The organism is Arthrobacter sp. sptzw32 (assembly GCF_059089735.1).
This window is the reverse complement of sequence record NZ_JBNHEZ010000001.1, coordinates 407,195-434,182: the sequence shown is the minus strand read 5'-3', so window position 1 is coordinate 434,182 and position 26,988 is coordinate 407,195. Positions and strand designations below refer to the sequence as shown.

At 65.1% G+C, this 26,988-nt stretch carries 22 protein-coding genes; 8 read left to right on the top strand and 14 right to left on the bottom strand.

Translation table 11 applies throughout. The annotated features are described in order from the left end of the window. The first annotated feature begins 84 nt into the window (after positions 1 to 84). Positions 85 to 897: a LysM peptidoglycan-binding domain-containing protein gene (locus AC5RVN_RS02035; RefSeq protein WP_494136926.1), complete on the top strand. Its 813-nt coding sequence runs from the start codon at positions 85 to 87 to the stop codon at positions 895 to 897. Positions 898 to 1,086: 189 nt separating this feature from the next. Then, positions 1,087 to 1,452 (top strand): Rv3235 family protein, encoded by a 366-nt coding sequence (locus AC5RVN_RS02030; RefSeq protein WP_494136925.1) that lies wholly within the window; start codon positions 1,087 to 1,089, stop codon positions 1,450 to 1,452. Between the two features lie 111 nt (positions 1,453 to 1,563). Here the strand turns inward: AC5RVN_RS02030 and secA are convergent, their stop codons facing one another. The 7 genes from secA to mtrA form a co-directional block, all read right to left on the bottom strand. After that, the gene (secA, locus tag AC5RVN_RS02025) at positions 1,564 to 4,305 is read right to left on the bottom strand and encodes a preprotein translocase subunit SecA (RefSeq protein ID WP_494136924.1); all 2,742 of its coding nucleotides are present in this window, start codon (positions 4,303 to 4,305) and stop codon (positions 1,564 to 1,566) included. A gap of 47 nt (positions 4,306 to 4,352) precedes the next feature. Next, positions 4,353 to 5,621 (bottom strand): winged helix-turn-helix domain-containing protein, encoded by a 1,269-nt coding sequence (locus AC5RVN_RS02020; RefSeq protein ID WP_494136923.1) that lies wholly within the window; start codon positions 5,619 to 5,621, stop codon positions 4,353 to 4,355. A gap of 32 nt (positions 5,622 to 5,653) precedes the next feature. Beyond that, complete coding sequence (gene hpf / locus AC5RVN_RS02015; protein ID WP_494041771.1) at positions 5,654 to 6,379, bottom strand: ribosome hibernation-promoting factor, HPF/YfiA family; 726 nt, start codon at positions 6,377 to 6,379, stop codon at positions 5,654 to 5,656. Between the two features lie 189 nt (positions 6,380 to 6,568). After that, positions 6,569 to 7,444, bottom strand: coding sequence for a ComF family protein (locus AC5RVN_RS02010; protein WP_494136922.1), 876 nt, complete (start codon positions 7,442 to 7,444; stop codon positions 6,569 to 6,571). A gap of 106 nt (positions 7,445 to 7,550) precedes the next feature. After that, positions 7,551 to 9,269, bottom strand: coding sequence for an LpqB family beta-propeller domain-containing protein (locus AC5RVN_RS02005; protein ID WP_494136921.1), 1,719 nt, complete (start codon positions 9,267 to 9,269; stop codon positions 7,551 to 7,553). Beyond that, positions 9,266 to 11,017 carry an MtrAB system histidine kinase MtrB gene (mtrB, locus tag AC5RVN_RS02000; protein WP_494137090.1) on the bottom strand — a complete coding sequence of 584 codons (1,752 nt, stop codon included), beginning with the start codon at positions 11,015 to 11,017 and terminating at the stop codon, positions 9,266 to 9,268. The genes AC5RVN_RS02005 and mtrB overlap by 4 nt, the downstream gene beginning before the upstream one ends. A gap of 163 nt (positions 11,018 to 11,180) precedes the next feature. Further along, on the bottom strand, positions 11,181 to 11,855 hold the full coding sequence (gene mtrA / locus AC5RVN_RS01995; protein WP_494041774.1) for an MtrAB system response regulator MtrA: 675 nt from the start codon (positions 11,853 to 11,855) through the stop codon (positions 11,181 to 11,183). 184 nt (positions 11,856 to 12,039) lie between these two features. On the opposite strand from mtrA, the gene AC5RVN_RS01990 reads away from it, so the two are divergent. Genes AC5RVN_RS01990 through AC5RVN_RS01965 form a run of 6 tightly spaced genes read left to right on the top strand, consistent with a single transcriptional unit; the run spans position 12,040 to position 18,368 of the window. After that, complete coding sequence (locus AC5RVN_RS01990; RefSeq protein WP_494136920.1) at positions 12,040 to 13,500, top strand: DUF7847 domain-containing protein; 1,461 nt, start codon at positions 12,040 to 12,042, stop codon at positions 13,498 to 13,500. Continuing rightward, the gene (locus AC5RVN_RS01985) at positions 13,490 to 14,152 is read left to right on the top strand and encodes a DUF4129 domain-containing protein (RefSeq protein WP_494136919.1); all 663 of its coding nucleotides are present in this window, start codon (positions 13,490 to 13,492) and stop codon (positions 14,150 to 14,152) included. The genes AC5RVN_RS01990 and AC5RVN_RS01985 overlap by 11 nt, the downstream gene beginning before the upstream one ends. Then, entirely contained in the window at positions 14,152 to 15,333 is a 1,182-nt protein-coding gene (locus tag AC5RVN_RS01980; protein ID WP_494136918.1) for a DUF4350 domain-containing protein, read from the top strand. The genes AC5RVN_RS01985 and AC5RVN_RS01980 overlap by 1 nt, the downstream gene beginning before the upstream one ends. Further along, entirely contained in the window at positions 15,330 to 16,322 is a 993-nt protein-coding gene (locus AC5RVN_RS01975) for an AAA family ATPase (RefSeq protein WP_494136917.1), read from the top strand. Before AC5RVN_RS01980 ends, AC5RVN_RS01975 begins: the two co-directional genes overlap by 4 nt. Further along, on the top strand, positions 16,322 to 17,614 hold the full coding sequence (locus tag AC5RVN_RS01970) for a DUF58 domain-containing protein (protein WP_494136916.1): 1,293 nt from the start codon (positions 16,322 to 16,324) through the stop codon (positions 17,612 to 17,614). Before AC5RVN_RS01975 ends, AC5RVN_RS01970 begins: the two co-directional genes overlap by 1 nt. A gap of 40 nt (positions 17,615 to 17,654) precedes the next feature. Beyond that, the gene (locus tag AC5RVN_RS01965) at positions 17,655 to 18,368 is read left to right on the top strand and encodes a DUF4166 domain-containing protein (RefSeq protein WP_494136915.1); all 714 of its coding nucleotides are present in this window, start codon (positions 17,655 to 17,657) and stop codon (positions 18,366 to 18,368) included. 39 nt (positions 18,369 to 18,407) lie between these two features. Here AC5RVN_RS01965 and AC5RVN_RS01960 read toward each other — a convergent pair whose 3' ends face one another. The 7 genes from AC5RVN_RS01960 to mnmA all read right to left on the bottom strand — a co-directional run bounded on the left by AC5RVN_RS01960 (position 18,408) and on the right by mnmA (position 26,945). Continuing rightward, positions 18,408 to 19,481 (bottom strand): uroporphyrinogen decarboxylase/cobalamine-independent methonine synthase family protein, encoded by a 1,074-nt coding sequence (locus AC5RVN_RS01960; protein ID WP_494105420.1) that lies wholly within the window; start codon positions 19,479 to 19,481, stop codon positions 18,408 to 18,410. Continuing rightward, complete coding sequence (locus tag AC5RVN_RS01955) at positions 19,478 to 19,885, bottom strand: chorismate mutase (protein WP_494136914.1); 408 nt, start codon at positions 19,883 to 19,885, stop codon at positions 19,478 to 19,480. Before AC5RVN_RS01955 ends, AC5RVN_RS01960 begins: the two co-directional genes overlap by 4 nt. A gap of 98 nt (positions 19,886 to 19,983) precedes the next feature. Further along, positions 19,984 to 21,711, bottom strand: a complete 1,728-nt coding sequence (locus AC5RVN_RS01950; RefSeq protein ID WP_494136913.1) for an ABC transporter ATP-binding protein — start codon at positions 21,709 to 21,711, stop codon at positions 19,984 to 19,986. Beyond that, the gene (locus AC5RVN_RS01945; protein WP_494136912.1) at positions 21,708 to 22,721 is read right to left on the bottom strand and encodes an ABC transporter permease; all 1,014 of its coding nucleotides are present in this window, start codon (positions 22,719 to 22,721) and stop codon (positions 21,708 to 21,710) included. Before AC5RVN_RS01945 ends, AC5RVN_RS01950 begins: the two co-directional genes overlap by 4 nt. 2 nt (positions 22,722 to 22,723) lie before the next feature. After that, positions 22,724 to 23,812, bottom strand: a complete 1,089-nt coding sequence (locus AC5RVN_RS01940) for an ABC transporter permease (RefSeq protein WP_494136911.1) — start codon at positions 23,810 to 23,812, stop codon at positions 22,724 to 22,726. A gap of 125 nt (positions 23,813 to 23,937) precedes the next feature. Next, positions 23,938 to 25,569, bottom strand: coding sequence for an ABC transporter substrate-binding protein (locus tag AC5RVN_RS01935; protein ID WP_494136910.1), 1,632 nt, complete (start codon positions 25,567 to 25,569; stop codon positions 23,938 to 23,940). Between the two features lie 236 nt (positions 25,570 to 25,805). Beyond that, on the bottom strand, positions 25,806 to 26,945 hold the full coding sequence (gene mnmA / locus AC5RVN_RS01930; RefSeq protein ID WP_494136909.1) for a tRNA 2-thiouridine(34) synthase MnmA: 1,140 nt from the start codon (positions 26,943 to 26,945) through the stop codon (positions 25,806 to 25,808). Between the last annotated feature and the right edge of the window lie 43 nt (positions 26,946 to 26,988).

The following is a 26,988-nucleotide window of genomic DNA, read 5'->3' as shown; positions in this document are numbered from 1 at the left end:
AACGTCTGGACAAAGAATGAAGGACGGGTGCACACTGGGCATAACAACATCAATCTGCATCAAACTGCATCAAAAGGAAATCTGATGACGAGATCGCCAGAGCCTGTCCGGTGGACTGACGCCGTAAGCGCTACAACCATACTGCTCCTGGGTATCCTGCTTTTTGCCGCGGGTTCAGGGATTCTGGAGCAATGGAAGGAGTCCTCAGCCCGTCACCAGGAACTCGATGCTGAGCACCTGTTGGGGGCAGCCGCGGCGGCCGCCGGCGCTGTACTGGTGGGTTGGTGGTTCCTTGGATTGTTCTTCGCCTGCGCCACCACGCTCCTCGAACGGAAGGGCAAAACCCGCGCGGCTTCCTTAACCGCGAACTTCTCACCTGCCCTGATGCAGCGGCTGGTCCTGGGCGTACTTTCGATCCACCTGGTAACAGGCCCCGCCGCGACTGCGCATACCGGGCTACCCGGACCGGAATGGAATCCTACCCAGGACCAGGTTGCATCGGTTCGAGCCGCGGCTCCAGCCTCCCCTCCCGGTGCGGGGGGCACCGGGAGCGACCCAGCTCCAGTTTCAATGGAGGACGGCAGCCCCGACCCTAAAGTTCCGGCATCCGAGACTCATCCGGGTTGGCAGCCGTCTGCCCCGCCATCGGACCCGGGACTGCTGACGGCCCCTGCTGCACGCACCGCCTCGGGCGCTACGGGCAATGCCGCTGCCGTCACAGTGCTGGCGGGAGACACACTCTGGGACGTTGCAGCGCAGGCAATGGGGCCAGGGGCCTCGGATGTTGAAATTGCCACCCAATGGCCCCGGTGGTACGAAGCCAACCGGTCAGTCATCGGCCACAATCCCGATGTGCTGCTCCCAGGACAAGTTCTGCAGCCGCCGGCGGCCTCCTAAGCAGGGCCGGCCCCAAACGATTCACACCAACACCAGCTACCAGCCAAGGGGAAAGTCATGACTGCAGCCATACCTGTTCGAGCCCTCCCACCACAAGCGCGCCAGGCTAATCACTCACCCCGGCGGCTTCCACCGCAGCCTCCGGCGGCCACTTCCCCTGCAGCGCATACCCGAACCCAGCCTCCGGTAGTGCGTCCTCTTGATGACTTATCGGAGGTGCGGGCGGTCACCCGCAGCACCGTCCAGGCGGCCATGGAGGTGCTCGCAGGAATCCGCCCCGTCCACCAGCTGGCACGGCGGCTTGATCCGCGTTGCCTGGCAGCGCTGCAGCACCGTGCTTCCCTCATCAGGCGCGAAATCACACGAAGCGGGAACCCAGCCTTGGCACGGCTGCACAGGAACTCCGTCGTCCGTTCAGTGCGCGTCTGCGAAGTGGCGGACGGTATCTATGAGGCCAGCACCGTTGTGGTGGACGATGTCCGCGCCCGGGCGATTGCTGTCCGGCTCGAGCGGGGCAAACAAGTGTGGCGGGTGACCGAGCTTGTCATTGGCTGACGGCGCGCGGCAGCGGCAGCGGCAGGCTGACTCGGTCGGAGACGGGACAGGGCCGGGGAACAACTCCCGGCCCTGCTCCAACTTCGGATACCAGCCTTTACCCGTAACGGGTCAGCGCTTCTTCTTCTTGGCCGGCCGCCTGGTCGGATCCTGCGCCGCAGCCTTCGCGGGGTTGCCTGACCGGCCTGAAGACCGGGTTTCCACGCGCGTCTGTGTGCCGCCATCCTCACGCGGAGCGGTGTATTGCAGCTGAGCAGGCTGAGCGGGCGCTTCCAGCCCGGCTGCCCGGACCTGCGGCTCCACGTGCTCGGTATGTCCACCCTCATCGTCCCCCACCACGACGTCCTGCGCGGGGGTGACTTCCACTTCGAGGTTGAAGAGGAATCCTACGCTTTCCTCCCTGATGGCCTCCATCATGCTCTGGAACAGGGTGAAGCCCTCACGCTGGTACTCAACAAGGGGATCACGCTGGGCCATTGCGCGCAGGCCGATGCCTTCCTTGAGGTAATCCATCTCGTAAAGGTGTTCCTGCCATTTGCGTCCGATGACTGACAGAACCACGCGGCGCTCCAGCTCGCGCATGCTTTCGGAACCGATGGCTTCTTCGCGGGCCTGGTACATCAGGCGTGCGTCAGAGAGCAGCTCCTCCTTCAGGAACTCCACGGTAAGCCTGGACTTTCCGCCGGCTTCCTCGATGATCTCATCGGCGGTGACGCTCACCGGGTACAGGGTCTTGAGGTTGGTCCAGAGCTGGTTGAAGTCCCAATCGTCGCCGTTGCCCTCGGCCGTTGCAGCATCGATGAGGGCGGTGATGGTGTCCTCCACGAAGAACTGCACCTTCTCGTGCAGGTCATCTCCTTCGAGGATCCGCCGGCGGTCGCCATAGATGGCTTCGCGCTGGCGGTTCAGGACGTCGTCGTACTTCAACACGTTCTTGCGTTGTTCGGCGTTTCGGCCTTCCACCTGGCCCTGGGCTGAAGCGATGGCACGGGAGACGAGCTTGGATTCCAGCGCGACGTCGTCCGGCACCGAGCTGTTCATCAGGCGCTCCGCCGCACCGGAGTTGAAGAGCCTCATGAGGTCGTCGGTCAGCGACAGGTAGAAACGGGACTCGCCGGGGTCGCCCTGGCGGCCGGAACGGCCACGAAGCTGATTGTCGATGCGGCGCGACTCGTGCCGTTCGGTTCCGAGCACATAGAGGCCGCCCAGGTTGAGGACTTCCTCGTGCTCGTCCTTGACAGACTGCTTGGCAGCTTCGAGGGCCGCAGGCCACGCCGACTCGTATTCCTCGGAGTTTTCTTCAGGATCCAGCCCGCGCTTGGCGAGTTCGGCCACTGCAGTGAACTCGGCGTTGCCGCCGAGCATGATGTCCGTACCGCGCCCGGCCATGTTGGTTGCCACGGTAACAGCGCCCTTCCGGCCTGCCTGCGCCACGATGGCTGCTTCCCGGGCGTGGTTCTTGGCGTTCAAAACTTCGTGGCGGATGCCTTCCTTGGCAAGAAGCCGGGACAGGTATTCGCTCTTTTCAACGCTCGTGGTGCCCACCAGAACGGGCTGTCCTTTTTCGTGCCGCTCGGCGATGTCCTTGACGACGGCGTCAAACTTCACTGTCTCGTTCTTGAAGACCAGGTCCGATTGGTCGATCCGCTGCATGTCCCGGTTGGTGGGAATGGCCACCACACCCAGCTTGTAGGTGCTCATGAATTCCGCTGCCTCGGTTTCGGCAGTTCCGGTCATGCCCGAGAGCTTGCCGTACATACGGAAGTAGTTCTGCAGGGTCACAGTGGCCAGCGTCTGGTTCTCAGCCTTGATTTCAACGCCTTCTTTGGCCTCGATGGCCTGGTGCATGCCCTCGTTGTAGCGGCGGCCGGCCAGGATGCGGCCGGTGTGCTCATCAACAATCAGGACTTCGCCGTCGAGGATGACGTAGTCTTTGTCCCGCTTGAAAAGTTCCTTGGCCTTAATGGCGTTGTTCAGGAAACCGATGAGGGGGGTGTTGGCGGATTCGTATAGGTTCTGGATCCCGAGGTAGTCCTCCACCTTTTCGATGCCGCTTTCCAGGACACCAACGGTGCGCTTCTTTTCGTCCACCTCGTAGTCCTTCTCCGGCTGGAGCCGCAGGACCACCTTGGCGAACTCGCTGTACCAGCGGTTGGTGTCTCCCTGGGCGGGACCGGAAATGATGAGCGGGGTACGGGCTTCATCGATGAGAATGGAGTCGACTTCGTCAACGATGGCGAAATTGTGCCCGCGCTGAACCAGTTCGGACTTGTCCCAGGCCATATTGTCGCGGAGGTAGTCGAAACCGAACTCGTTATTGGTGCCGTAGGTGATATCTGAGGCGTACTGGTGGCGCCGCACGGCCGGGTCCTGGTTGGCGAGGATACAGCCGCTGGTCAGTCCGAGGAAACGGTAGACGCGGCCCATAAGATCGGACTGGTATTCGGCCAGGTAGTCATTGACGGTGATGACGTGGACGCCCTTGCCGGTGAGCGCATTGAGGTAGGCAGGAGCAGTTGCCACCAAAGTTTTGCCTTCACCGGTCTTCATCTCCGCGATGTTGCCCAGGTGCAGGGCCGCGCCGCCCATCAGCTGGACGTCGAAGTGGCGCATGCCCAGAGTTCGTGAGGAAGCTTCCCGGACAGCGGCAAAGGCCTCGGGAAGCAGGTCATCAAGCTTCTCCCCGCCCTCCTGATGGCGCTCGCGCAGCCGGTCCGTTTCTTCACGGAGTTCGGCGTCCGTGAAGGTCTTGAATGAGTCTTCCAGGGCGTTGATGGAGTCGGCATAGTTCCGCAGCTGCCGGAGCGTTTTTTTATCGCCGGTGCGGAGAAGTTTTTCGATGAGTGATGCCACGTGAAGTTGCTCCCAGTCTGATGCCGCCGAATTCTGGCGTTTTTAGTCTACGGGAGACACGCGGCCCCGCGGCCTGTTTGTTCCCTGAGAGCGGATACGGGTTGAGTGCCGGCTACGGCCTCTGCCAGGGCGTTGGCCAGATCGCCGCGCGAGCCCACCTCCACATCGGGAAGTCCCAGCCACGCCGCCATCAACCGAAGCTCTGCGGCGAGTTCGACGGCGGTGTCCGCCGGGGCGCATGGTTCGGCGAAGGCTGATTTAGCCAGCAGTTTCCCGCCTAAGCGGTCAGCCTTCAGGTCCACCCGTGCCACCAACGAGTCGCGCAGGAGGAAAGGAAGGACGTAGTACCCGTAACGCCTCTTGTCCTCCGGGGTATAGATCTCAATCCGGTAGTGAAACCCAAAGAGTTCCTCCAGCCTGCGACGCTCAAAGACCAGGGAATCAAAAGGGCTCACCAGTGCCCGGCCGGTTGCGCTGCGCGGCAGCTTGGCTTCGGCGTGGCGGAACACTTCGCGGTTCCAGCCGGTCACGGTCACGCGCTCCAGCCGCCCGCAATCCACAAGATATTCCACGGAGGCGGCCGCGGCCTTGACGGGAGTGCGGAAGTAGTCGGCGAAACAGCGCACGGTTCCGATGCCGTGTGCTTGGGCCGCCGCGTCGATGAGCCGATGCAGCGCTGGGCCGGGATCGGGTTCACCATCGTCTGCAAGGGACACATGCGGCAGCACCCTGGCAGTCAGTGTGTACTTACGCTCAAACTGCTCAGTCCTGGAGGCCGCCGAAACCAGGCCCTCCTCGAACAGGTGTTCCAGGACGCGCTTGACGGCGCTCCAGTTCCAGCCCCAGTTGTCCGTCTGTTTCTCCTCTACGTGACCGATCCTGGCCGCAATTTGGGCAGCAGTCATGGGGCGTGAGGAAGCGAGCGTTTCCAGGATCCTGGCAGATATGGCGGAACGCACGCCCGGGTCCATTCCGGCGGCGCCTACCCAGGCCCTTTTTTGCCACAGCCGGAGGTCCGGAAAGTGTTCGGGGCGGATATAGCTGGCTTCATGCGCCCAGTACTCCACCATGCGCCGGGGATGGGTACCGGACATCCGTTGAAGGATGGTGCGGTCGTAGTTCCCCAGCCGGGAGAAGAAAGGCAGGAAGTGACTCCTGGCTAACACGTTGACGGAATCAATCTGGACGAGCTGGAGCCGGGCAAAGGTGCGGCCCACCGTCCGTGAAGTCACGGGGCCGGTGGGCCGTCCTTTGTCGAGTCCCTGTGCCGCCAGGGCGATCCGCCGGGCCTGGTTCAGGCTCAGCGTCGCTGGCACGTCAGTCCTCTCTGCGGATGGTGTTCACCACCCTAGGCGTTGGCTGCTGCGTCATCCGAACGGTACGCGATGATTTTTTCTTCGACCACGGTGTCACCCGGTTCGCACTCATGGTCCAGGGTGATGACGCCGTACGTCCAGCCGCGGCGCCGGTAAACGACGGACGGCGTATTCGTAGCCTTGTCCACGAAAAGGTAGAAATCGTGGCCGACGAGCTCCATGTTGTCCACCGCGTCGTCGAGGGAAAGTTGGGCGGCGGGGAAAACCTTGCGCCGTATCAGGACCGGGGAATCACCGGCGGGGATGTCGTTGTCAACATCGTAGGGTGATGTCTCTGCAGGGGGCTCGGTGGTTTCGTTCCGGTGGCTCGCTTCGACATAAAGGGGTTCGTGGGTGCTGGCGGGCTCCAGTGTTGCAGTTGCTTCACGGACAGCTTTAGGCGTGTGCCTTCCGTGATGAACCTTCTTGCGGTCCTTGGCCCGGCGGAGCCGCTCAAGCAGCTTGTTGTACGCGAGGTCGAATGCAGCAAATTTGTCAGCGGCGCTAGCTTCGGCGCGGATTACCGGTCCCTTGCCCAGAACTGTCACCTCGACTGTCAACTGGTCGCCGGTCTGCCGTGAACTGGTCTCCTTGGAAACTTTGGCATCAACGCGCTGGACTTTGTCGCCCAGCGACTCGATTTTCGAGATCTTCTCCCCGGCATACTCGCGGAACCGGTCTGAAACTGTCAGATTTCGTCCGCTGATCATAAACTCCATGGTGCCCTCCAAATGACTTCGGTGACACGATGGCAGCACTTCCCGGGGCCGATCTGTTTGACAGTCGAGCCCCTCTCCGAGCCGCCATCGACAGGTACATTCTGTTCTTGGTACCCACACCCGACGTTAGTTCATAGCCACATGTTATTCATCCTTTCCTGGTTTATTTTTTTCGAAAGTCATGCGCGGTTACCCGAAGTTCAGCGGAGGCGGCACCGGCCCATAAGAGTCAGGCGGGCGTGTCGCTGCCAGAACCACAGCGCCGGCCACAATGGCTCCTGACAGGTGCAGCGCGCGGGCGGCTTCGGCGAGTGTGGCGCCGGTGGTCAGGACGTCGTCGATGATGATGCAGCGCTTTCCAACCATGTCCTCCTTCCGGCGGCGGCGAACCCGCATGGAACCGCGCACGCGCTTGGCGCGGCCTCCGCGGTCCAGCCCCTTCTGGCCTCCGGGCAGCTGCAGGCTGCCTGATCCGGATTTTTCCAGCACGTCCTGCACGCTGAAACCCGGCAGTTGCCGTGACACTTCGTGCAGGAGCAGGTGGACAGGGCTGAATCCGCGCTTCAGGAAGGCGGCGTTGCTGCTCGGCACCGGAACCAGCCATGCCACCTCCCTTCCCGGCGCTGCCGAGCGGACGCCGCCGCCGAGCGCCCGGCCAAGACTGCGCCTGAGCTGAAACTGGCCGTGCCGCTTAAAGGACAACAGGGCCTGTGCCAGCTCGTCCCGGTATACACCCGCAGCCACGACCGGCAGCAGGACGGTCCCGCCGACGTCCATCAGGGCAGGTGCTCCGCTTTCAGCCCGGAAGGGGTGGCGCGTCAGGTGGCGGATGTGGCGGTCGCACTGTACGCAGAGGGCCCGGTCTTCGGCTCCGCAGCACACGCAGTCCACGGGTACTGCGAGCGCCAGCAGGTCTGTCACGGCTCCGGCGGCGGAATCCACCAGTCGCAGGAGGGGGCTCTGATACTCGGCGCGGTGGGCAGCAGACGGTTCTGCGGGTAAAAGGTCCGGGTCCAGCCGCATCCTTGTTCGCGCTCCGGCCGCCACGATGGTTGTGTTCCTCACGCGGACAAGCTTCGGCCCAAACTTGCTCCCAGTACAGTCCGTTCCCCCGTCCATGTGGACAACGCCCTGGGTGACGGGCGTCTCAAAGCCCGCTGGGGTTACGGCATCAGCCGGGGAAGGACGGGTCGATGGGACCCTTGATCTGCGGGGACCAGCCGTTGCCCAACCGTTGAAAGATGCCTTCGGCGGACTGGGCGTAGATCTCCTCGGGACCGTTGCCGGCGCTCAGTGCCACGAGTCCGGGCCACGGGGCCAGCTGTTGGGGCTGTCCCGACGTGAGGGAAAGCAGTTCGGGAGTAACGTTTGATGCCGCCGCCCCCCTCATCACCGCGATAGTGGTGTCGCTGACCCAAACGCCCTGGTCCGGCTCGCTGTCGGTGGCCAGGGTGACCGGCGGTGTCAGCTCACGGGGAGTTCCGTCCCCGGCCCGGATAATGCCGGTCACCTGCACGCGGGTTTTCCCGTTTTGTTCGGAAATCACCAGCGCCCGCACTCCTTCGCGCGAAATCCGGAGGTCCTTCACGGTTCGTCCAGCCAGCCAGGCAGGTGCCAGGGTCACTGACGGAACGTTGGCTCCCTCGGCCACACCGGTGGGGCGGTAGGCAACAACTTCGGTTTCCCCCGATGCTCCCGGCCCCGCAGACCACACCCAGTCATTCGGCCCGAAGGACGGCCCGGTCAGGGTGCTCCGCGTGGTCAGGGCCCGTGCGGGCTGGCCGGGACTGATGCTGTAAAGAGTGGTACGGCTGTCGTTGAGGAAGGCCGCGGTCTGCGATACCTGGGATTCTGCGGGGAACCGCGGATTGAGGGAAGACACCGGCTGTATGTCCGGCAGTGGCGACACCCGGTTGTTCTCGTACCGCACCAGTTCGTTGCCGCTGACCGCGATCTGGCGCGGTGGCACGCTCTTGTCCAACGTGGGCGGCAGCACCGAGCCGTTGTCCTCCACGCGGATCAGGTCCTGGTTTGCGCGCAGCTCCACGTTGACCACGTCCGGCTGGCTGCGGAAGGTCAGGGTCAGCTGCATCTGCATCCGCAGGCGGTCCTCGGGCGAAGATTCTGTCAGTTCCTTGGCAGTCAAGTCCACCTGGGCCGCCCCTGAGACGACCGGCACGGACTCGCGGGCGAGCTTTATCCCCGAAGGAAAGGCACTTACTACGGCACCACGAAGGTACGGGGCGGGCCCTGCAAGCAGCGCGCTGGTCATGGCCTTCACTGTCTTGTTCTTGATGAACCAGCGCACGTCCGGCACCGCGTACGTAAAGCTCGGGTCATAGAAATAAATGGGGTAGGCGCCGTAAATAACCTTGAACGTCTCTTCAGCAATAGCCGTCCCGTCCGGAAGGGCGGAGATGCGCCATTCCCCGTCCACCTGGGTGACCGTTACCGGGATCTTTTCCACCGTTCCTTGCGGGGATTGGGTGGCGATGCCGTCCGCGTCGACCGTGTAGGCGACGTCGAGTTCGTAGTTGTAGACATTCTCGGCCTCCGCTGCCACCACCCTGGCCTCGCGGTAGACAAGGGCACGCTGGTCCGGCTTCCAGGAAACCGACGATGCCTGGGTCAGGTATTGCCGTGCGACGGCGTAATCGTCCTCGTAGCCGCTGCCGGCCCGGTAGAAGTAGTCGATGATGGTTTCGGGCGCAGCGCCTGCCTGCGGCGCCGCCGGCAGGAACACGGGCGCGCTGAGGTTGCCGGCGCTTCCCTCGCTGCTTTTGCCCACCGGCCCGGAAGTGGGAATGCGGGCGCATGCGGCCAGCAGTGCCACCAGCAGGACCAGCAGTAAAGCTACGGGCTTGGCCCGGCGGGGGGCGTGGCCTGTCATGTGGTCTCCTTCGACGGCAACGCCGGAGCAAGCGGCGCTCCGCCGGCTTCCAGCACCAGCATGTTCCGGTTGTCCCTTTCGCCGGGAATAGTGATGTCCTCCGGTTCCAGTTGGACCGGCGACTTATCGATGTCCTCGCCCTGGCGGAGGGGCAACGTCAGCCGGAAGTTCGCTCCGCTGCCCTTCTTCCCCCACGCCTGCAGCCAGCCGTTGTGGAGCTTGGTGTCCTCCATGGCAATGGACAGGCCGAGTCCACTTCCTCCGGTGGTGCGGGCACGGGCAGGGTCTGCGCGCCAGAACCTGTCAAAGACGCGGGCCGCTTCAGCCGGCGCCATGCCAATTCCATAGTCCCTGACGGCTATTCCGACGGCGGTCTGGCTCGCTGCCACGGTGACCCTCACCGGTTTCCCTTCGCCGTGTTCCACAGCGTTGAGGATGAGGTTGCGCAGGATACGGTCAATTCTGCGGGCATCCATTTCCGCAATGATGGCACCGGAAGGGGCGCTCAGGATGATCTCGGAGCCGTATTCGGCGGCGACGGGAGCCGCTCCTTCAATCACGTGGGCCACCACCTGCAGGATGTCCTCCGGCTCGGCGTCGAGCATGGCCACGCCGGCATCGAAGCGGGAAATCTCCAGCAGGTCGGAGAGGAGGGACTGGAACCGCTCCACCTGGTTGTAGAGGAGTTCGGCGGAACGTTTGTTGATGGGATCGAATTCTTCCCTGGCGTCGTAAAGCACTTCCGCGGCCATCCGGACGGTGGTTAGCGGCGTCCGGAGTTCGTGGGAAACATCGGACACAAAGCGCTGCTGCATCTGGGACAGCGTGGCCAACTGGGTGATCTGTTCCTGGAGGCTGGCTGCCATGTGGTTGAAGGAGGCGCCCAGGCGGGCCACCTCGTCTTCGCCGCGGACCACCATGCGCTCCTGCAGCTGGCCTGCCGCCAGTTTCTCGGAGACCATGGCAGCGTGGCTGACGGGGCTGACGACGTTGCGGGTGACATACCAGGCGATGGCGCCGATCATCAGGACCAGCACGGCGCCGCCGGCCCACAGCACGCTTTGAATTTCGTCGAGGGTCTGCTGGGCGGTGTTGAGGTCGTAAATCAGGTACAGCTCATACACGGTTCCGTTGAAGGTCACTTTGTTGCCCACGGCGATGCCGGGACGGTCCTCGGTTCCAACCGGGATCACGGTGGAGGCCCAGTACTGGTCCTTTCCGGACTCCTGTACGGCTTTGCGCAGTTCGGGCGGAATAACACTGACCGTCAGCTGATCCGAGGCCCGTGACTCCACCCACCGGTTCCGGGGCTTTGTCTGTTCGGGCATGGCCTCGAAGACATACCTGCGCTGGATCACCGAGCCGCGGCCCTCCACGGCGTTGAGGGTGTCGTACACCAGGGTGATCACGCTGGACTGGTCGGTGACCTGGGCGCCGTCGAACGTGTCCTGGACCTGCTTGACGTTGTAGCGTGTCTCCGACTCGGCCTGGGTTAGCCGCTCCTGGAAAAGGTTGTTGGCGATCTGGTTCGACAGGTACGCGCCCACCACCGCAAACGAGGTGACCGCGAGGAGCAGCGTGGTGAGAACGGTACGGAACTGCAGGGAGCGGCGCCACCGCTGGTGCAGGACCTGCCCCAGGTAGCGGAGTGCCGGAAGGAACCGCCGGAATCCTGTGCGGACCAGCCGGGCTACTCTGAGGGTCACGATCAAAGCGCGGCGCTGCCAGATCCGGGTACGGAAAGACAACCTGTGGAAGCTGCCGGTTACGGCGTCGGTGTGCTCCGCAGCGTTGTGCAGGGCCTTGTGCTCCAGAGACGTGCCGGGCTCGGGCCCGTCAGGTGCGCCGTGCGGTTCCGAGGATTGTTCCGCTCCGGGCGCGTTGGCAGGTCCCCCCTGGGGAACTGCGGGGTCAGGCCCCTGCTTTGTAGCCGACACCACGCACCGTTAACACAACTTCCGGCGCTTCCGGATCCTGCTCGATTTTGGAACGGAGGCGCTGGACATGGACATTGACCAGCCGGGTGTCGGCGGCGTGGCGGTATCCCCAAACCTGCTCGAGCAGCAGTTCGCGGGTGAAAACCTGCCATGGTTTGCGGGCCAATGCCACCAGGAGGTCGAACTCCAGGGGCGTCAGGGAAATCCGCTCGCTGCCCCGGCTCACGGTGTGACCGGCGACATCGATGGTGATGTCGGCTATCCGCAGCGTTTCCGGGGCTTTCTGGTCGCCGGGCCGCAGCCGCGCGCGGACGCGCGCCACGAGTTCGGCCGGTTTGAACGGTTTGGGCACATAGTCGTCGGCGCCGGATTCCAGGCCGCGGACGACGTCCGACGTGTCCGCCTTAGCGGTCAGCATCACGATGGGCACGTCAGACTCCGAGCGGATCTGCCTGCAGACCTCAATACCGTCCACGCCGGGAAGCATAAGGTCCAACAGCACCAGGTCCGGCCGGGATGAACGGAAGATGTCGAGCGCCTTGGCGCCGTCGGCGCAGAAGACCGGCTCGAAGCCGTCATTGCGAAGAACAATCCCGATCATTTCGGCCAGCGCTTCGTCATCGTCTACCACCAGAATGCGTGCCTTCATAGTTATATATTCCCTTATCAGGCAGGCTTTGTCCTGTTCAGGGCGTTGCGGCATGGCGGAACGCTAGGTAGGCCTGCCTGCCGAACTATAGGCTGGCCTCATGCCTGGGTATTCCCCGGCGTCCCTGCCTGCTAATCCATGGGCGCCGGCGGCTGAGGTACTGGTACAGGGGGAAGGAACACGGGTGTCACAACAGGAACCGGGCGCGCAGCAGCCCCTGGGCGGGGAGGGGCCGGCCGGCAATGGCGGCCCGCACAGCACGGACCCCGGCTTCAAGGGCCGCCCTGGCGCCGATGCTCACGACGACGACGGACGTGTTTCCGGCGTAAACGGCCAGCCCGCGCGCCCCGCAAGGGAGGCGGAATGGGGTACGCCCCCAGCGTGGGGCCGGCACCCCGGGTGGGGTGTGCCGCCCGCAGCGCGGAGTCAGCCGGAGTGGGGAACGCCGCAGGCCAGGGGCAGTCAGCCTGAGTGGGGTGGCCAGGTTTCCTGGGGATTGCAGCCAGGGCAGCAGGGCACTCCCCTGCCCCCGCAGCAGAGCCCACCCTACGGCCGGCCCTCATACCAAGGACCGGCCTACGGGCAGCCCCGCTATATGGCCCCGCCCAAACCCGGCATCGTCCCGTTGCGCCCCCTGATGTTCGGCGAAATCCTGGACGGGTCCTTCCACACAATCCGGCGCAACGCAAAAGCAATGCTGGGCGCGGCCGTGCTGGCGCAATCGCTCGCCGCCATCCTCGCCGCAGTCATCACGGCCGTGACAGCCACATCCCTGGTCTCCGTCGAGGCCTGGGCGCAGGACGCTGGCCCCGCAGGCCTCGCGTCACTCGCCCTGGGGTTTGTGGCCGCCGTCCTGGTGGTGGTAGTCCTGACGCTTTTTATCTCGGCAGTGCTCCAGGGCGCGATGGTGGTACCGGTGGCCCGGTCCATTCTCAACCGCCCTACAGGGTTCCGGCAGATGTGGGGCCTTGCCCGTTCCCGTGCATGGGCGCTGGTCCGTCTGGCCGCCCTGATGATGGCGGCGGGATTGCTTTCCTTCCTGGTGCTGGCCGGCATGGCAGTTGCGTTGGCCGCCGGCCTGGAAGGCACCGGCGCCCTTTTGCTCATTCCCGTAGTGGCGGCCTTCTTTGCCATGTTTGTATGGGTCTATATCAAGCTGATGGTGGCGCCGGCCGCCGTCGTCATCGAAGAGCTCGGAGCGGTTGCCGCCCTGCGCCGCTCCTGGTCCCTGACCCGGGGAAACTGGTGGCGGATCTTCGGCATCACCCTGGTGGTGGGCATCATGGTGGGCGTCATCGGGCAGGTGGTGATGATTCCGGTGAGCCTGCTGCCAACCTTCCTTGGCGGCGTCATCTCCCCGCACGGCGGCACGGGACAGGAAGTCGCCATGGCGGTTGCGGTGGGGGTGGCGACTGCCGTCCTGGCTGCACTGATCGGTGCCGTCGGTTTTGCGTTCCAGACATCGGTGATGGCGTTGCTCTACATGGATCTTCGGATGCGGAAGGACGGACTGGACCTCGCCCTGCTCCGGCTGCTCGAAACGGGCGCAGATCCTGTAGGCATCCCGGGGCGCGGGATGGCTGCACCGGGGCCGGGCATGTTTCCCGGGGCGGGCCGCGGCGGAGCCTGGCCGGATGGACGCTGAAGCTCCGGTGCTCCCCGACGCCGGGGAAGCCCGGCGATGGGCGGTCGAGGAACTTGCCAAAGCCGAATACCGTAACGCTGAACCAAGCTGGCTCGACTCGCTGTGGCGCAGTTTCCTTGACTGGCTGCTGACCCTGGACGGACCTTCAGGCGAAGCGGGTCCGGTACCAGGCCCGGTGATCGGGATCGTCATCGCAGTAATTATCGCCGCCGCCGTGATCCTGGCCCGGCCCCGCCTAAACCCAAAAACCCGGCACCGGACGGAAGTGTTCGAGCCCGACAGCGAACTGACCGCTGCGGACTACCGGAAGTGTGCGGAGACTTCAGCCGCGGCAGGCAAGTGGGGGGACGCCGTCGTCGACCGTTTCCGTGCGCTGGTCCGCTCGGCGGAAGACCGTACTGTGCTGGATCCGCAGCCGGGCCGCACCGCCGATGAGGTGGTGCTCGCCCTGTCCGTTCCTTTCCCGGCGGAAGCGGCCCGCCTGAACCAGGCCGCCGGCATCTTTGACGCGGTCCGTTACGGCAACTGGGCAGCGGCCAGTGATGATTACCAGGCCATGGCCGGCCTCGACCAGGATCTCGAGGTACAGAGGCCCGCCAAAAGCCTCGGCCGGCAGGATGACATCAGGCAGCAGGATCGGGCGGCGCTGTGATGACTTCTACGGTCCCCGGCACAGAAAGCAGCACAAGCGGATCCGGAACTGCCCGCCGGAGTACGTTCGGGTGGCTCCGCCGGTGCTGGGCCTTCGCAGCCGTTGTGGCCGCGGCGCTGGGACTGGTCATTTGGGGGCAACTGGCGCCTCACGGCGACGGAACTCCACTGTCCATCCATAACCCCGGACCGGACGGGGCTCGGGCTGTCGGCCAAATCCTGGGCCGTCACGGAGTCCATATCCAGGACACTGCCACGTTCGAAGAAGCGATGAGCGCCCTGGCTGCCGGTGATTCCCCCACGCTCCTGCTGTACGACCCGGATGGGTTCCTTGATGACTCCCGCCTGCGCGAACTGTCCGCCGCGGCGAAGCGCCTGGTGGTTGTGACGCCCCGGCTGCAGACACTTGCCGCGCTCGGCACCGGGATCAGCCAGGCCGGTGTTGTACCTGAGGCGTCCTCGGTGCTGGAACCGGGCTGTTCCTTTGCTGATGCGGAAGCGGCGGGCCCGGTTCACAGCGGGTCAGGTTTTGTGTATGACGGCGGGACGTCCTGTTACCGGCCGGCCGCGTCCCCTGCCGGGCTGCTCGCCGTCAGCGGGGACGGGCACGTTACAGTCCTGGGCAGCACGGCGATCCTCAGTAACGAACGGCTGGATGAACTGGGCAACGCAGCCCTCGGAATCCGGACCCTCGGCAGCTCACAGGACCTGGTCTGGTACCTGCCGTCCGTGGCGGACCTGGATACCCCGGTATCCCCGAAAACGCTCGATGAGCTCGCGCCGGCCTGGGCACGCTTCCTTGGCCTGTGGCTCGCCCTGGTGGCCCTGGCTGCGATCGTGTGGCGGGGCCGGCGCCATGGCCCGCTGGTGTTCGAGCCGTTGCCGGTGGTGGTCAAGGCCGTGGAGACTGCAGAGGGCAGGGCGCGGCTGTACCACGACTCGCATGCGGTCGAACAGGCACGGGACAACCTTCGGGCCGGAACCCTGGTGCGGCTGGCGCGGAAGCTGCGGCTGGGGCCGGGTGCTACCGCCGATGAGGCGGCGGAGGCCACGGCGCGGTTCCTGGACCGGCCGCCCCATGACATCAAACAACTCCTTGACGAACGTCCGGGCACCGAGTCCAGGCTGATGGCCTGGTCTCAGGAACTGGACGCCTTAGAGAAAGAGGTCAACTGCCGATGAGCGAACAAGGCGGCGGCCCCCGGGTCCTTGACAACACCCATGATGCGGCGCGGCAGGCGCTGCTGGACGTGCGCCATGAGGTGGCAAAGGCTGTGGTGGGGCAGGACGCAACCGTCACCGGCCTGCTGGTTGCTTTGCTTTCCCAGGGGCATGTGCTGCTGGAAGGAGTGCCGGGCGTGGCAAAGACCCTGCTGGTCCGGGCGTTGTCCGCAGCTTTGAGCCTTGACACCAAGCGTGTGCAGTTCACCCCGGACCTGATGCCGGGGGACGTCACGGGGTCTTTGGTGTACGACTCGCGCAGCTCGGAGTTCTCGTTCCGGGAAGGACCCGTGTTCACGAACCTCCTGTTGGCTGACGAGATCAACCGGACACCGCCCAAGACGCAGGCGTCGCTGCTCGAGGCCATGGAGGAGCGGCAGGTTTCAGTGGACGGCGTTTCCCGCCCGCTGCCCTCACCTTTCCTCGTGGCCGCCACCCAAAACCCGGTGGAGTACGAGGGCACCTATCCCCTCCCCGAAGCGCAGCTGGACCGGTTCCTGCTCAAGCTCACCATGCCGCTGCCGGAGCGCGGGGATGAGATGGAAGTCATCAGGCGTCACGCAGCCGGATTCGACCCCCGGGACCTGGCCGCCGCCGGTGTACGGGCAGTGGCGGGGGCCGCGGCGCTGGAGCGGGCCCGGCACGCTGTGGCTACCGTTGCGGTCGGGCCCGAAATCATTGGCTACATTGTGGACCTGGTGCGTGCCACCCGTTCGGCGCCCTCGTTCCAGTTGGGCGTCTCACCCCGCGGCGCGACTGCGCTGCTTAACGCCTCCCGGTCCTGGGCATGGTTGTCGGGTCGGGGCTTCGTCACCCCGGATGACGTTAAGGCGCTGGCCTTGCCCTGCCTCCGGCACCGGGTGGCGCTGCAGCCCGAGGCGCAGATGGACGGGGTCCGGATAGACGACGTCCTGGCCACCATCCTCGCCTCCGTGCCCGTCCCGCGCTGATGGCCGTTTCCGGGCGGTTTGTAATTCTGGTGCTGCTGGGCCTGGTGCCGGTCCTGTTGCTGCCCGGGTGGGGAACTGTCCTCCTCACAACCGGCCTTCTGCTGGCACTGGCGGCCGGGGACCTAATTTTGGCCGGCTCGCTTCGCCAGGTCCACGTTGCGCGCCAGGATGCCGGCAACGTGACCCTGCATGGGACAGCGGTCCCGGGGGTCACTGTCCGGAACGAGGGACGGCGCCGGGTTCGCGGGACTTTGCGGGACGCTTGGCAGCCCTCCGCCGGGGCACAAAATCCTCTGCAGGCCATCAACGTTCCGGCCGGGGAAGGCCGGCGCGTCACCGTTCGACTGCAGCCCGTCCGCCGCGGCGACCTCAAAGCCCCGCACATCACCATCCGCTCCTTCGGCCCGTTGCTGCTGGCCGCCCGCCAGCGGACCCTCGACTGCCCCGGGTTACTGCGGGTCCTGCCGCCTTTTCATTCCCGGCGCCACCTGCCGTCCAAACTGCGTAAGCTGCGCGAACTCGACGGCAAGGCTGCCGTCCAGATCAGGGGCGCCGGCACCGAGTTCGATTCCCTGCGTGACTACGTCCGCGGCGACGACGTCCGCTCCATCGACTGGCGGGCAACAGCGCGCCGGTCTGGGGTGGTGGTGCGTACCTGGCGGCCGGAGCGGGACCGTCGGGTAGTGATGGTGCTCGATTCGTCCAGGACGTCTGCGGCAAGGATCGACGACGAGCCGCGGCTTGATACGGGCATGGAAGCGGCCCTCCTGCTGGGAGTCCTCGCGGAGAGGGGCGGTGACCGGGTGGACTTCCTGGCCTTTGACCGCCGAACCCGGGCCAGGGCGGGTACTGCAGGACAGGGTAATCTCCTCGGTCAAATGGTCCAGGCCATGGCCCCCCTGGAGGCGGAACTCATTGAACTGGACTGGTCAGCGATCCCCGGCCAGATCCGCGCCGTCACCGTCCACCGGTCGCTGGTGGTGCTGTTGACCGCCCTGGATGGCGGTGCGCCCGAGGAAGGCCTCATTCCAACGGCCGTGCAACTGGCCCGACGGCACGTTGTGGTGGTCGCAGCAGTCCGGGACCCCCAGCTCGGGCTGATGCTGCGGGAGCGGAACAGTGCCGCGGGCGTCTTCCGCGCCGCCGCTGCCGAGCGGACCCTTCTGCAGCGCGCCGCGGTAACAGCCGAACTCCGGCACCACGGCGTGGAGGTGGTCGACGCCGAGCCGCAGGAACTGCCGCCCCGGCTGGCTGACATGTACATCAGGCTCAAGGCTGCAGGTAGATTGTGAAGTCACCATTGCTGTCCGTGCCCCTTAGAAGGAGGTCTTCATGAACTTACCGATTTACCAGCAGGCCCTGGGAACGGACTTCCACCGGTTGCAGCCCGAACTGCAGGAGTACTTTTCCTTGGTTCCAGGCAGCGGCCACTACGGCGTAGGCGAGGGTACCTTCGACGTCGTCGGCTGCAGGCAGGACTGGCTGCGTCCCCTGCTGCGGCTCACCGGCGGAGAAGAAGCGTTTTTCCCCGAGTACGGTGAAAACATTCCGTTCCGGATCGAGAACCACGCCCACCAGGACCCCTTCGGCCGTTCCAGCCTGACGGCCCGCCGTGAGATCCGTTTCCCCGGCCGGAAAAGGATCTTCCAGGACACCACCAGCGTGACCCGCAGGAACGGGGAGCCGCAGCTCGTGGACTACGTGGGCCGGTACCGGCGGCTCGTGACGGACCTGAATCTGGGCGTAACGCCGGAGGGGCGGCTCCGCGGTGTTTCCGAAGCTTCCCGGCTTTTCCTTGGCCCCCTCCGCATTCCCCTTCCCGCGGCCCTGGACGCCAAAGCCTACGCGGAACAGTGGTGGGACCCGGCCGACGGCGACAACGGAAGGCACCATATCCAGGTCAAGGTGATCCAGCCCCAGATCGGCCTGGTGCTGGTCTACGCCGGAAGCTTCGACTACCGTCTGCGCCGCTACACCGGCGGCAGCTCCGCGGAAAGCTTCCTGCCGTGGTACGCCCAGCCGGACCGCTGGGAAAACCGGATCTGAGCCCCGCTCCCCTGCCTGCACTGGCAGTGTGTTTTGCCGCTACCCCTGGGCCACCTGGTTCAGCCCGTCAGCCAGCTGGGTGAGGCGGCCAAGGACTGCCTGGGCCTGGGCCGGGCTGCCCCCGGCGAGTCCGGCAGACGGCGTGACGCGCAGGGCGCTGAGGGATTCTGCCGGCAGGCCCAACTGCCGCCAGGGGCGCCACACTGCCTCCACGCAGTCGGCCACCCTCGGCAGGGAGCTCCCCGTGACGTCCAGGGCGCCAAGCCACAGACGCTTGTCGGATTCCACGGCGCCTGCCAGTTGTTCCCACTGCCGGGAAGTCAGGGCCTTCAACGGAACGGCAATACCGTCAGCTCCGGCCGCCAGGATCTGTTCAAAGGGCGCCTCAATCTCAGGAACAGCCATAACGATCTCGGCGGCACCGGCGGACCGCAGAGCGTCAAGTACCACCCGCCAGGACTCCCGCGCCTCCGAAGCCCCTACGGCGCGCAGGGTGCGGTAACCGCTGGAGGTGGGGATGGTGCCGGCCAGGATCGCTGCGATATCAGGCTCGTCCACCTGTACCACCAGCCGGGCACCAGGCACAGCCGCCGACACCCGCGACAGATAGAGCCCGACGCCGGCAGCAAGTGAAGCAGCCAGGTCCCGGCGTGCCCCGTAGTCGAGAAGGGCGCGCTCGCCGCTGTGCAGGTGGAGGTTGGCCGCGAGGCTGAGCGGACCCACCAGTTGGACCTTGACCTCGTCCGCCGGCTTTTCCTCGGCCCCCGCTACATCGGCCAGAATGTTGATGTCAGTGGCAAGGGCTGAAGCGGCGCGGCGGAAGTCCTTGCCGGGCCGGTCCACCAGGCGCCAACCGTAGGGCTGGACGTCCACCGCCAACTCCACCAGGAGGCTGGCGGTGCGCCCCACTGCATCTGAACCGACGCCACGGTCCGGCAGTTCGGCGAGGAACGGCAAGTGGGGGCTGCCCAGCTCCCCGCGGATGATTTTCGCTGCCTCCACCGGATCTTCGCCTGGCCACGGCCCCAGCCCGGTTGCTGTTACTTCCTGCGGCGGTGCCTGGTTCCCGCCGGCGGCGCGGGGACCTGCCTGATGCCGTTCACTGATGCTCACGCGAGCGCTGATGCCTGCGGGTGCTGACCGGACGCGGCTTCATGGTCCTCGGCAATCGCCTCGTGATGCCGGATCACCTCACCGATGATGAAGTTCAGGAACTTCTCCGCGAACGCGGGATCCAGGTGGGCGTCTTCTGCCAGCCTGCGGAGCCGGGCGATCTGGGCTGCCTCGCGGCCAGGGTCGCCGGCCGGCAGCCGGTGTGTTGCTTTCAGGAACCCCACTTTTTGGGTGGCCTTGAAACGTTCGGCCAGGAGATAGACCAGGGTGGCGTCGATGTTGTCGATACTGGAGCGGATGGAGAGCAGTTCAGCCATCACCGAGTTGTCCACCTGGCCGGCCAGTGAGCTGGCGGAGGGGTCGAAGTCATCGGAGCCAGGAGTGTGAAGGTTGTGCTGCGTCATGGTTCAAGTCTATGGGAGGGCTCCGCTTTCGACCGGGTGTTAAGCGCCGGCGCCGGGGCCCGGCACCGGCGCTGACCTGAACCCGGGGCAACAGCGCCTCAGATGCCGAGCAGCGCCCGGTGTTGTTCCCGCCGCCTGGCCTGTTCCTGCGGATCCGGTACGGGCAGGGACGCGATGAGCCGCCGTGTGTAGTCGTGCTGCGGACTGCCCATGACGTCGCTGCCGATCCCCTGCTCCACCATCCTGCCCTTGTACAGCACGCCCACCCAGGAGGACAGGGTGTCCACCACCGCCAGGTCATGGCTGATGAACAGGCAGGCGAACCCGAACTCCTGCTGGATGTCCTTGAACAGCTCCAGGACCTTGGCCTGCACCGAGACGTCCAGGGCCGAAGTGGGCTCATCGGCTATGAGCAGCCGCGGATTCAGGCTGAGCGCTCGTGCAAGGGAGGCCCGCTGGCGCTGGCCGCCGGACAGTTCATGGGGGTAGCGTCCTGCGTACGACGCCGGCAGCTGGACTGATTCAAGCAGCTCGCCGACGCGTTTGCGTGCCTGCGCCGGGCTGGGTCTGGTGTGGATGACCATAGGTTCGGCGATGCAGTCCCCGATGGTCAGCTGCGGGTTGAAGGAGGCCGCCGGATCCTGGAACACGAAGCCGATGTCCTTGCGGAGCGGCTTGAAGGTGCGCTCGCGGAGGTTCAGCATCTCGTAGCCCAGCACGCGCAGACTGCCGCCGGTGGTCCTGTTGAGCCCTGCGATGGCGCGGCCGATGGTGGTCTTTCCGGAACCGGACTCCCCCACCAGTCCAAACACTTCTCCCCTGGACAGGGTGAAGCTGACCCCCTCGACGGCCTTGAAAGCCGGTGTTCCCAGCCGGCCCGGGTACTCGATGGTCAGGTTGCCCGCTTCCACCAGGACTTCCTCATTTTGGTGCGCCCGGCTGGTCAGGCCTTTCGAAGCGGAGTGGTGCCCCAGGTGCGGTACCGCGGCCAGCAGCTTCCGGGTGTAGTCCTGCCGCGGTTCCGCAAACAGGGTCCGGGCAGGCGCTTCCTCCACAACGCCCCCCTGGTACATCACCACCACGCGGTCCGCGAGGTCTGCCACCACCCCCATGTTGTGGGTAATGAGCACGATGGATGTGCCGTACTTGTCCCGCAGGTCCCGGAGGAGTTCCAGGATCTCGGCCTGAACGGTGACATCCAGCGCGGTGGTTGGTTCATCGGCGACGATGAGCCCGGGATTCAGGGCCAGCGCCGCGGCGATGACCACCCGCTGCTTTTGTCCGCCCGAGAACTGGTGCGGGTAATAGTTGACGCGGCGCTCCGGATCCGGGATGCCGACTTTGCGCAGCGCTTCAATGGCCCGCATTTTGGCGTCCCTGGCCGAAACACGCTTCCCGCCGCCACCCGCGTGCGCGCGGATGCCTTCGGCGATCTGCCAGCCCACGGTGAATACCGGGTTCAGCGCCGTGGACGGTTCCTGGAAAACCATGGCCACGTCACGGCCCCGGATCTGGCGCAGGCGGGAAGCACTGACGCTGATGACGTCAGCCCCGTTGATCACAACGGCACCGGAACTGCTGGCGGTTTCCGGCAGCAGCCCCAGAATCGTCTTGGCTGTGACCGTTTTTCCCGAGCCGGACTCTCCCACAATTGCGAGCACCTCCCCCTTTCGAACCTCCAGGCTGACATCCTTGACGGCGTGAACCGGGCCGCCGTCGGTGGCGAAAGTGACCTGGAGGTGGTTGATGTCGAGGACCGGGCGGCCGCCACCGGAATCGTGTTCGCCAGGCTGCCTGCCGGACAACGGGTCGAGGTTGACGGTCATGATGCCCTCACTTCTGTTTCAATAGCGTTGGTGTCCGCGGGCGCCGGTGGGCTGCCGCCCGTGCTCTTGCGGCCACGGAGGCGCGGATCGTTGAGGTCGTTGATGCTCTCACCCACCAGGGTCAGGCCCACCACGCTCAGCACGATGGCCAGGCCGGGGAACAGGCCGGTCCACCAGATCCCGGATGTGGTGTCGGCGAGCGCCTTGTTGAGGTCGAAGCCCCATTCCGCGGCGGAGCTGGGTTCGATACCAAACCCGAGGAACCCCAGTCCGGCAAGGGTGAGGATGGCTTCGGAGGCGTTGAGCGTGAAGATCAGCGGCAGGGTACGGGTGGCGTTCCGGTAGATGTGGCGGCTCATGATGCGGACGTTTGAGGCCCCCACCACCTTGGCTGACTCAACGAACGGCTCGGCCTTCAACCTGACGGTCTCGGCCCTGATGACGCGGAAATACTGCGGGATGAATACCAGCGTGATGGCTGTGCCTGCGGCGAAGATGCCGCCGATGAGGCTGGACTGGCCGCCGCTGATGACGATGGCCATCACGATGGCCACCAGCAGCGACGGAAAGGCGTAAACGGCGTCGGCGATTACTACCAGGATCCGGTCCAGCCACCCGCCCAGGTAGCCGCTGACCAACCCAAGCACGACACCCACAACGATGGACATGGCCACGGCGACGACGATTACCAGGATCGCCGTCTGCGCTCCCCAGACCACCCGGGAGAGGACGTCGTAGCCACCTACGGTGGTTCCGAGGAGGTGCTTGCCGCCCGGTGCCTGCTGCGTGGGGAAGTTGCCGTCGGCGTCGGAAAGCTGGGAGAAGCCGTAAGGCGCGAGCAGCGGGGCGAAGAGAGCGGTCAGGATGAAAGCTCCGGTGAGGACCAGTCCCGCCACCAGCATGCCGCGCTGGAGCCCGACGCTCTTGTTGTAATGCGAAATGACCGGAAGGCGCCGGTACCAGGGGGCCCGGGGACTTTCCATGGGGACGGGTACAGCTGGGATGCTCATGGTCAGTACCTCACGCGGGGATCGATCAGCGCGGCGATGATGTCCACGATGAAGTTGGTCATGGCCACGATGATGGCGAGCAGCACCACGATGCCCTGGACGGCGACGAAGTCGCGGGCCGTGAGGTAGTTGGCCAGCTGGAAGCCCAGGCCCTTCCATTCGAACGTCTTTTCCGTCAGCACCGCGCCGCCGAGCATGACGGCTATCTGCAGGCCCATCACGGTGATGATGGGGATCAGGGCGGGCTTGTAGGCGTGCTTGGTGACCAGGCGGAATTCGCTGACTCCCCTGGACCGGCCGGCCTCCACGTAATCCCTGCCGAGGGTTCCGATCACGTTGGTCCGGACAAGGCGGAGGAAGATTCCCGCTGTCAGGAGTCCCAGTGCCACCGCGGGAAGGACAGCGTGGGCCAGGACGTCCGTAAGCGCAGCCACGTTTCCGCTGCGAAGCGCGTCCAGCCAGTAGATCCCGGTGGGCGCCTCGAGTGACGTCAGGGCGAGCTCGCTGGATGTTTTAGCCCTTCCTGCCACCGGGAGCCAGCCCAGCCAGACGGAGAAGGTGAGCTTGAGCAGCATGCCCGCGAAGAACACGGGAGTGGCGTAGCAAAGGATGGCGAAAACCCGCAGGACGGCGTCGGGTGCTTTGTCCCGGCGGTGAGCAGCAACCATTCCGAGGGGGATCCCCACCAGGAGGGCGACGAGCAGTGCGTTGATGGTCAGTTCCAGGGTCGCCGAGCCATAGGTGGTGAGCATTTCGACGACAGCCCGGTTGTCCGTGAGGGTGCGGCCGAAGTTGCCGGTGGCCAGCTGGCCGAGGTATTCGAAGTATTGGATCAGGAGGGGCCGGTCGTAGCCGGCCGCCTGGATGCGCTCCTGGAGCTGGTCCTCGGGGAGCCGGCCTCCCATCGCTGCCGTAATGGGGTCACCGGTGATCCTCATCAGGAAGAAGACCATGGTCACGAGGATGAAGATCGTAGGGAAGATCAGCAGGAACCGGATCAGGATGTACTGGCCCAGCCCTCCGCCGGAAGTTTTCTTTGTGGGCGGGAGCAGGCCGTCCGCGTTTGGGGGCGCGTCGATAAGTGTTGTCATGGGTACCTAAGGTTGTGGTTGCCGGCACAGCGGCGCAGGAGTGCGGGACCGCAGCCAGCACGTTGGGGCAGGACGCCGTGCAGGCGTCCCGCCCCGCGTGCGGTCATAACCGGCCGGCGGTTGACCTACTTCGACATCACGCCAAGACGGGTCTTGAACGAGGGGTCAAGGGTTTTTTCGACTCCCTGGACATCCGTTCCCGCCACCATCACCTGGGCACCCTGCAGCAGTGGCAACGTGGACAGATCCTTGGCGATGGCTTCCTGGGCCTGGCCCAGCAGTTCACTCCGCTCCGCCTTGTCGGTGGTCACCAGCTGCTTCTTCACAATGTCCGTCACGGCGGCGTTTTCGTAGTGGTTGCCGAGGAAGTTGCCGGGAATGAAGAACGGGGTCAGGTAGTTGTCCGCGTCCGAGTAGTCCGGGAACCAGCCGAGCTGGTAGGCCGGGTAGGCGTCAGCCCGGCGTTCCTTGGTGTACGTGGTCCACTCCGTGGACTTGAGGTCCACGGAGAAGAGGCCGGACTTCTCGAGCTGTTCCTTCACGAGGGCGTACTCGTCCGCGGCGGATGTGCCGTAGCGGTCCGTGTACTGCAGTTTGAGGTCAACCACCGAGGTGATGCCGGCGTCGGCCAGGACGTTCTTGGCCTTGTCCAGGCTGGGTTTGCCGCTGCCGTCACCGTAGAGGCTCTTCAGCGGCTCCGTGGCTCCCTCGAATTCCTTGGGGACATACGAGTACACGGGAGTATAGGTGTTCTTGAAAACCTGGGAGGCGATGACATCGCGGTCAACGAGGTGCGCGACAGCCTGACGGACGGCCAGGGACTTGGCCGGATCAGCCTCCGGAGTTTTCGCGCCGAAGGGCATGGTGTCGAAGTTGAAGACGATGTAGCGGAGCTCACCGCCGGGGCCCTTGTGGACCTTGACCTTGGAGTCCTTTTCCAGGTCCGAGACGTCGGTGGCGGTGAGGATGCGGCCGGCGACGTCGATGTTGCCCTGCTGGACATCGAGTTTCAGGTTGTTCGGGTCAGCATAGTGCTTAAGTGTGGCGCCGTCGTTGGCGGCCGCACCCAGAAGGCCCTGGTAGTCAGGGTTGGGCTTGAAGCTGATCAGCTCGTTCTTTTTGTAGCTTTCGATCGTGTACTGGCCTGCGAACGGCTTCGCGGCAACGATCGCGTCGTCGTCCATGATTTTGTCCGCGGGGAAGACTTGCTCGTCCACGATCGGTCCCGGGTTGGAGGCAAGGACGCCCGGGAACACCTGGTCGTTTCCGGCGGCGAGGGTGAACACGACAGTGTTGGCGTCCGTCGCCTCAATCTTCTCCATGTTCGAGAGGAGCGAGGCGGGGCCGTTGGGATCGTCGATGGCCTTCACGCGGTTGAAGGAGAAGACGACGTCCGAGGAGTCGAGGGTGTTTCCGTTGGCGAACTTCAGGCCCGGCTTCAGTTTCACCGTGTACTCGGTGGGGCTGGTGAAGGACGCTGACTCGGCGATGTCGGGGCTGGCGTCGGCGGTACCGGGCTTGTAGTTAAGCAGGAAGGGGTAAATCTGGTTCATCACCATGAACGAGCCGCCGTCGTACGAACCGGCTGGATCCAGCGTGACGACCTTGTCAGTGGTTCCGTAGGTGATGGCACCGCCGCCGGCCTCGCCGGTTGATGTTCCGCCGCCGCCTGAGGGGCCCGTGCAGGCCGTCAGTGCAAGTGCCGAGATACCTGCCAGCGCGATCGCGCCGTGCAGTGTCCTGTTGCTCTTCGTCATCTGTGAACTCTCTGTTCGATGAGTGCGCGCCCCGCCGACCCCTGTAGGGTGCCTCTGCTGAGGCGGGAGCGGGCTGTGCTGATGGCTAGATTCAATCAGAGAGTCAACCCCCACAAGCGCTAATTTAGTGAGTTGAGACACAATATTTACCTGGGCCCTGTTCACTTCCCGGCGACCGGCGCAAAAAAGAACGCCGCCCCGGCGGAACGGGGCGGCGTTTGAGTCTGCCAGTGCGGTTAGAGTTCGGCTCGCTGAAGGGAGCGCGCGGCGTCGATGGTTGCCTGGCCGAGGACCCGGCTGCCCTGGTAAAGGACCACGGTCTGCCCGGGGGCCACGCCGCGCAGGGGGTTGGTCAGCCTGACTACCAACTGTCCGCCGGCAGCGTCCGGCCCGTTTTCGGGAAGTTCCATGCGGGCGGTCGCCGAGACAGGGTCCCCATGCGCGCGGACCTGGGCGTAGCAGTCGAACTCCGCGCCGGTCTCCACCTCCGCGATAGGCAGTCCCGCCCAGGACACCTTGATGCCGCGGATCTCGTCGATGGCCAGCAGGGCCTCGGGACCGACCACCACCTTGTTTTCCTTGGGCCGGATCTCCAGGACGAACCGCGGCTTGCCGTCGGCTGCTGGAGTACCCAGTTTCAGGCCGCGGCGCTGGCCGACGGTGAAGGCGTTGGCGCCGGGATGCTCCCCGACTTTGGTGCCTGTTTCGTCCACGATGTCACCGGTGGACATATCGATCTTTTCGGCCAGCCAGCCGGCGGTGTCGCCGTCCGGGATGAAGCAGATGTCGTGGCTGTCCGGCTTGTTGGCCACCGAGAGGCCCCGCCGTTCCGCCTCTGCACGCACTTCAGCCTTCGAGGGGGTCTCGGCCAGCGGAAACATCGAGTGCTTAAGCTGCTCGTGGGTCAGGACGCCCAGGACGTAGCTTTGGTCCTTGGCCCAGTCTGCGGCACGGTGGAGTTCACGGTTGCCGTCGGCGTCCTCGATGACCTTGGCATAGTGTCCGGTGCAGACGGCGTCGAAGCCGAGGGCTATGGCCTTTTCCAGCAGCGCCGCGAACTTAATCCGTTCGTTGCAGCGCATGCACGGATTGGGCGTTCGGCCCGCAGCGTACTCGTCGATGAAGTCCTGGACAACGTCCTCTTTGAAGCGTTCGGAAAAGTCCCACACGTAGTACGGAATTCCCAGGACGTCGCAGGCGCGCCACGCGTCACGGGAGTCCTCGATGGTGCAGCAGCCCCGGCTTCCGGTGCGCAGCGTGCCGGGCATGCGGGACAGCGCCAGGTGGACCCCGACGACGTCGTGTCCCGCCTCGACGGCGCGGGCGGCTGCGACGGCGGAGTCAACTCCGCCGCTCATGGCTGCTAGAACTCGCATTTTGGCTTCCTGTTGGGGTTCTTTTCCGGCTCGTGGCCGGCGC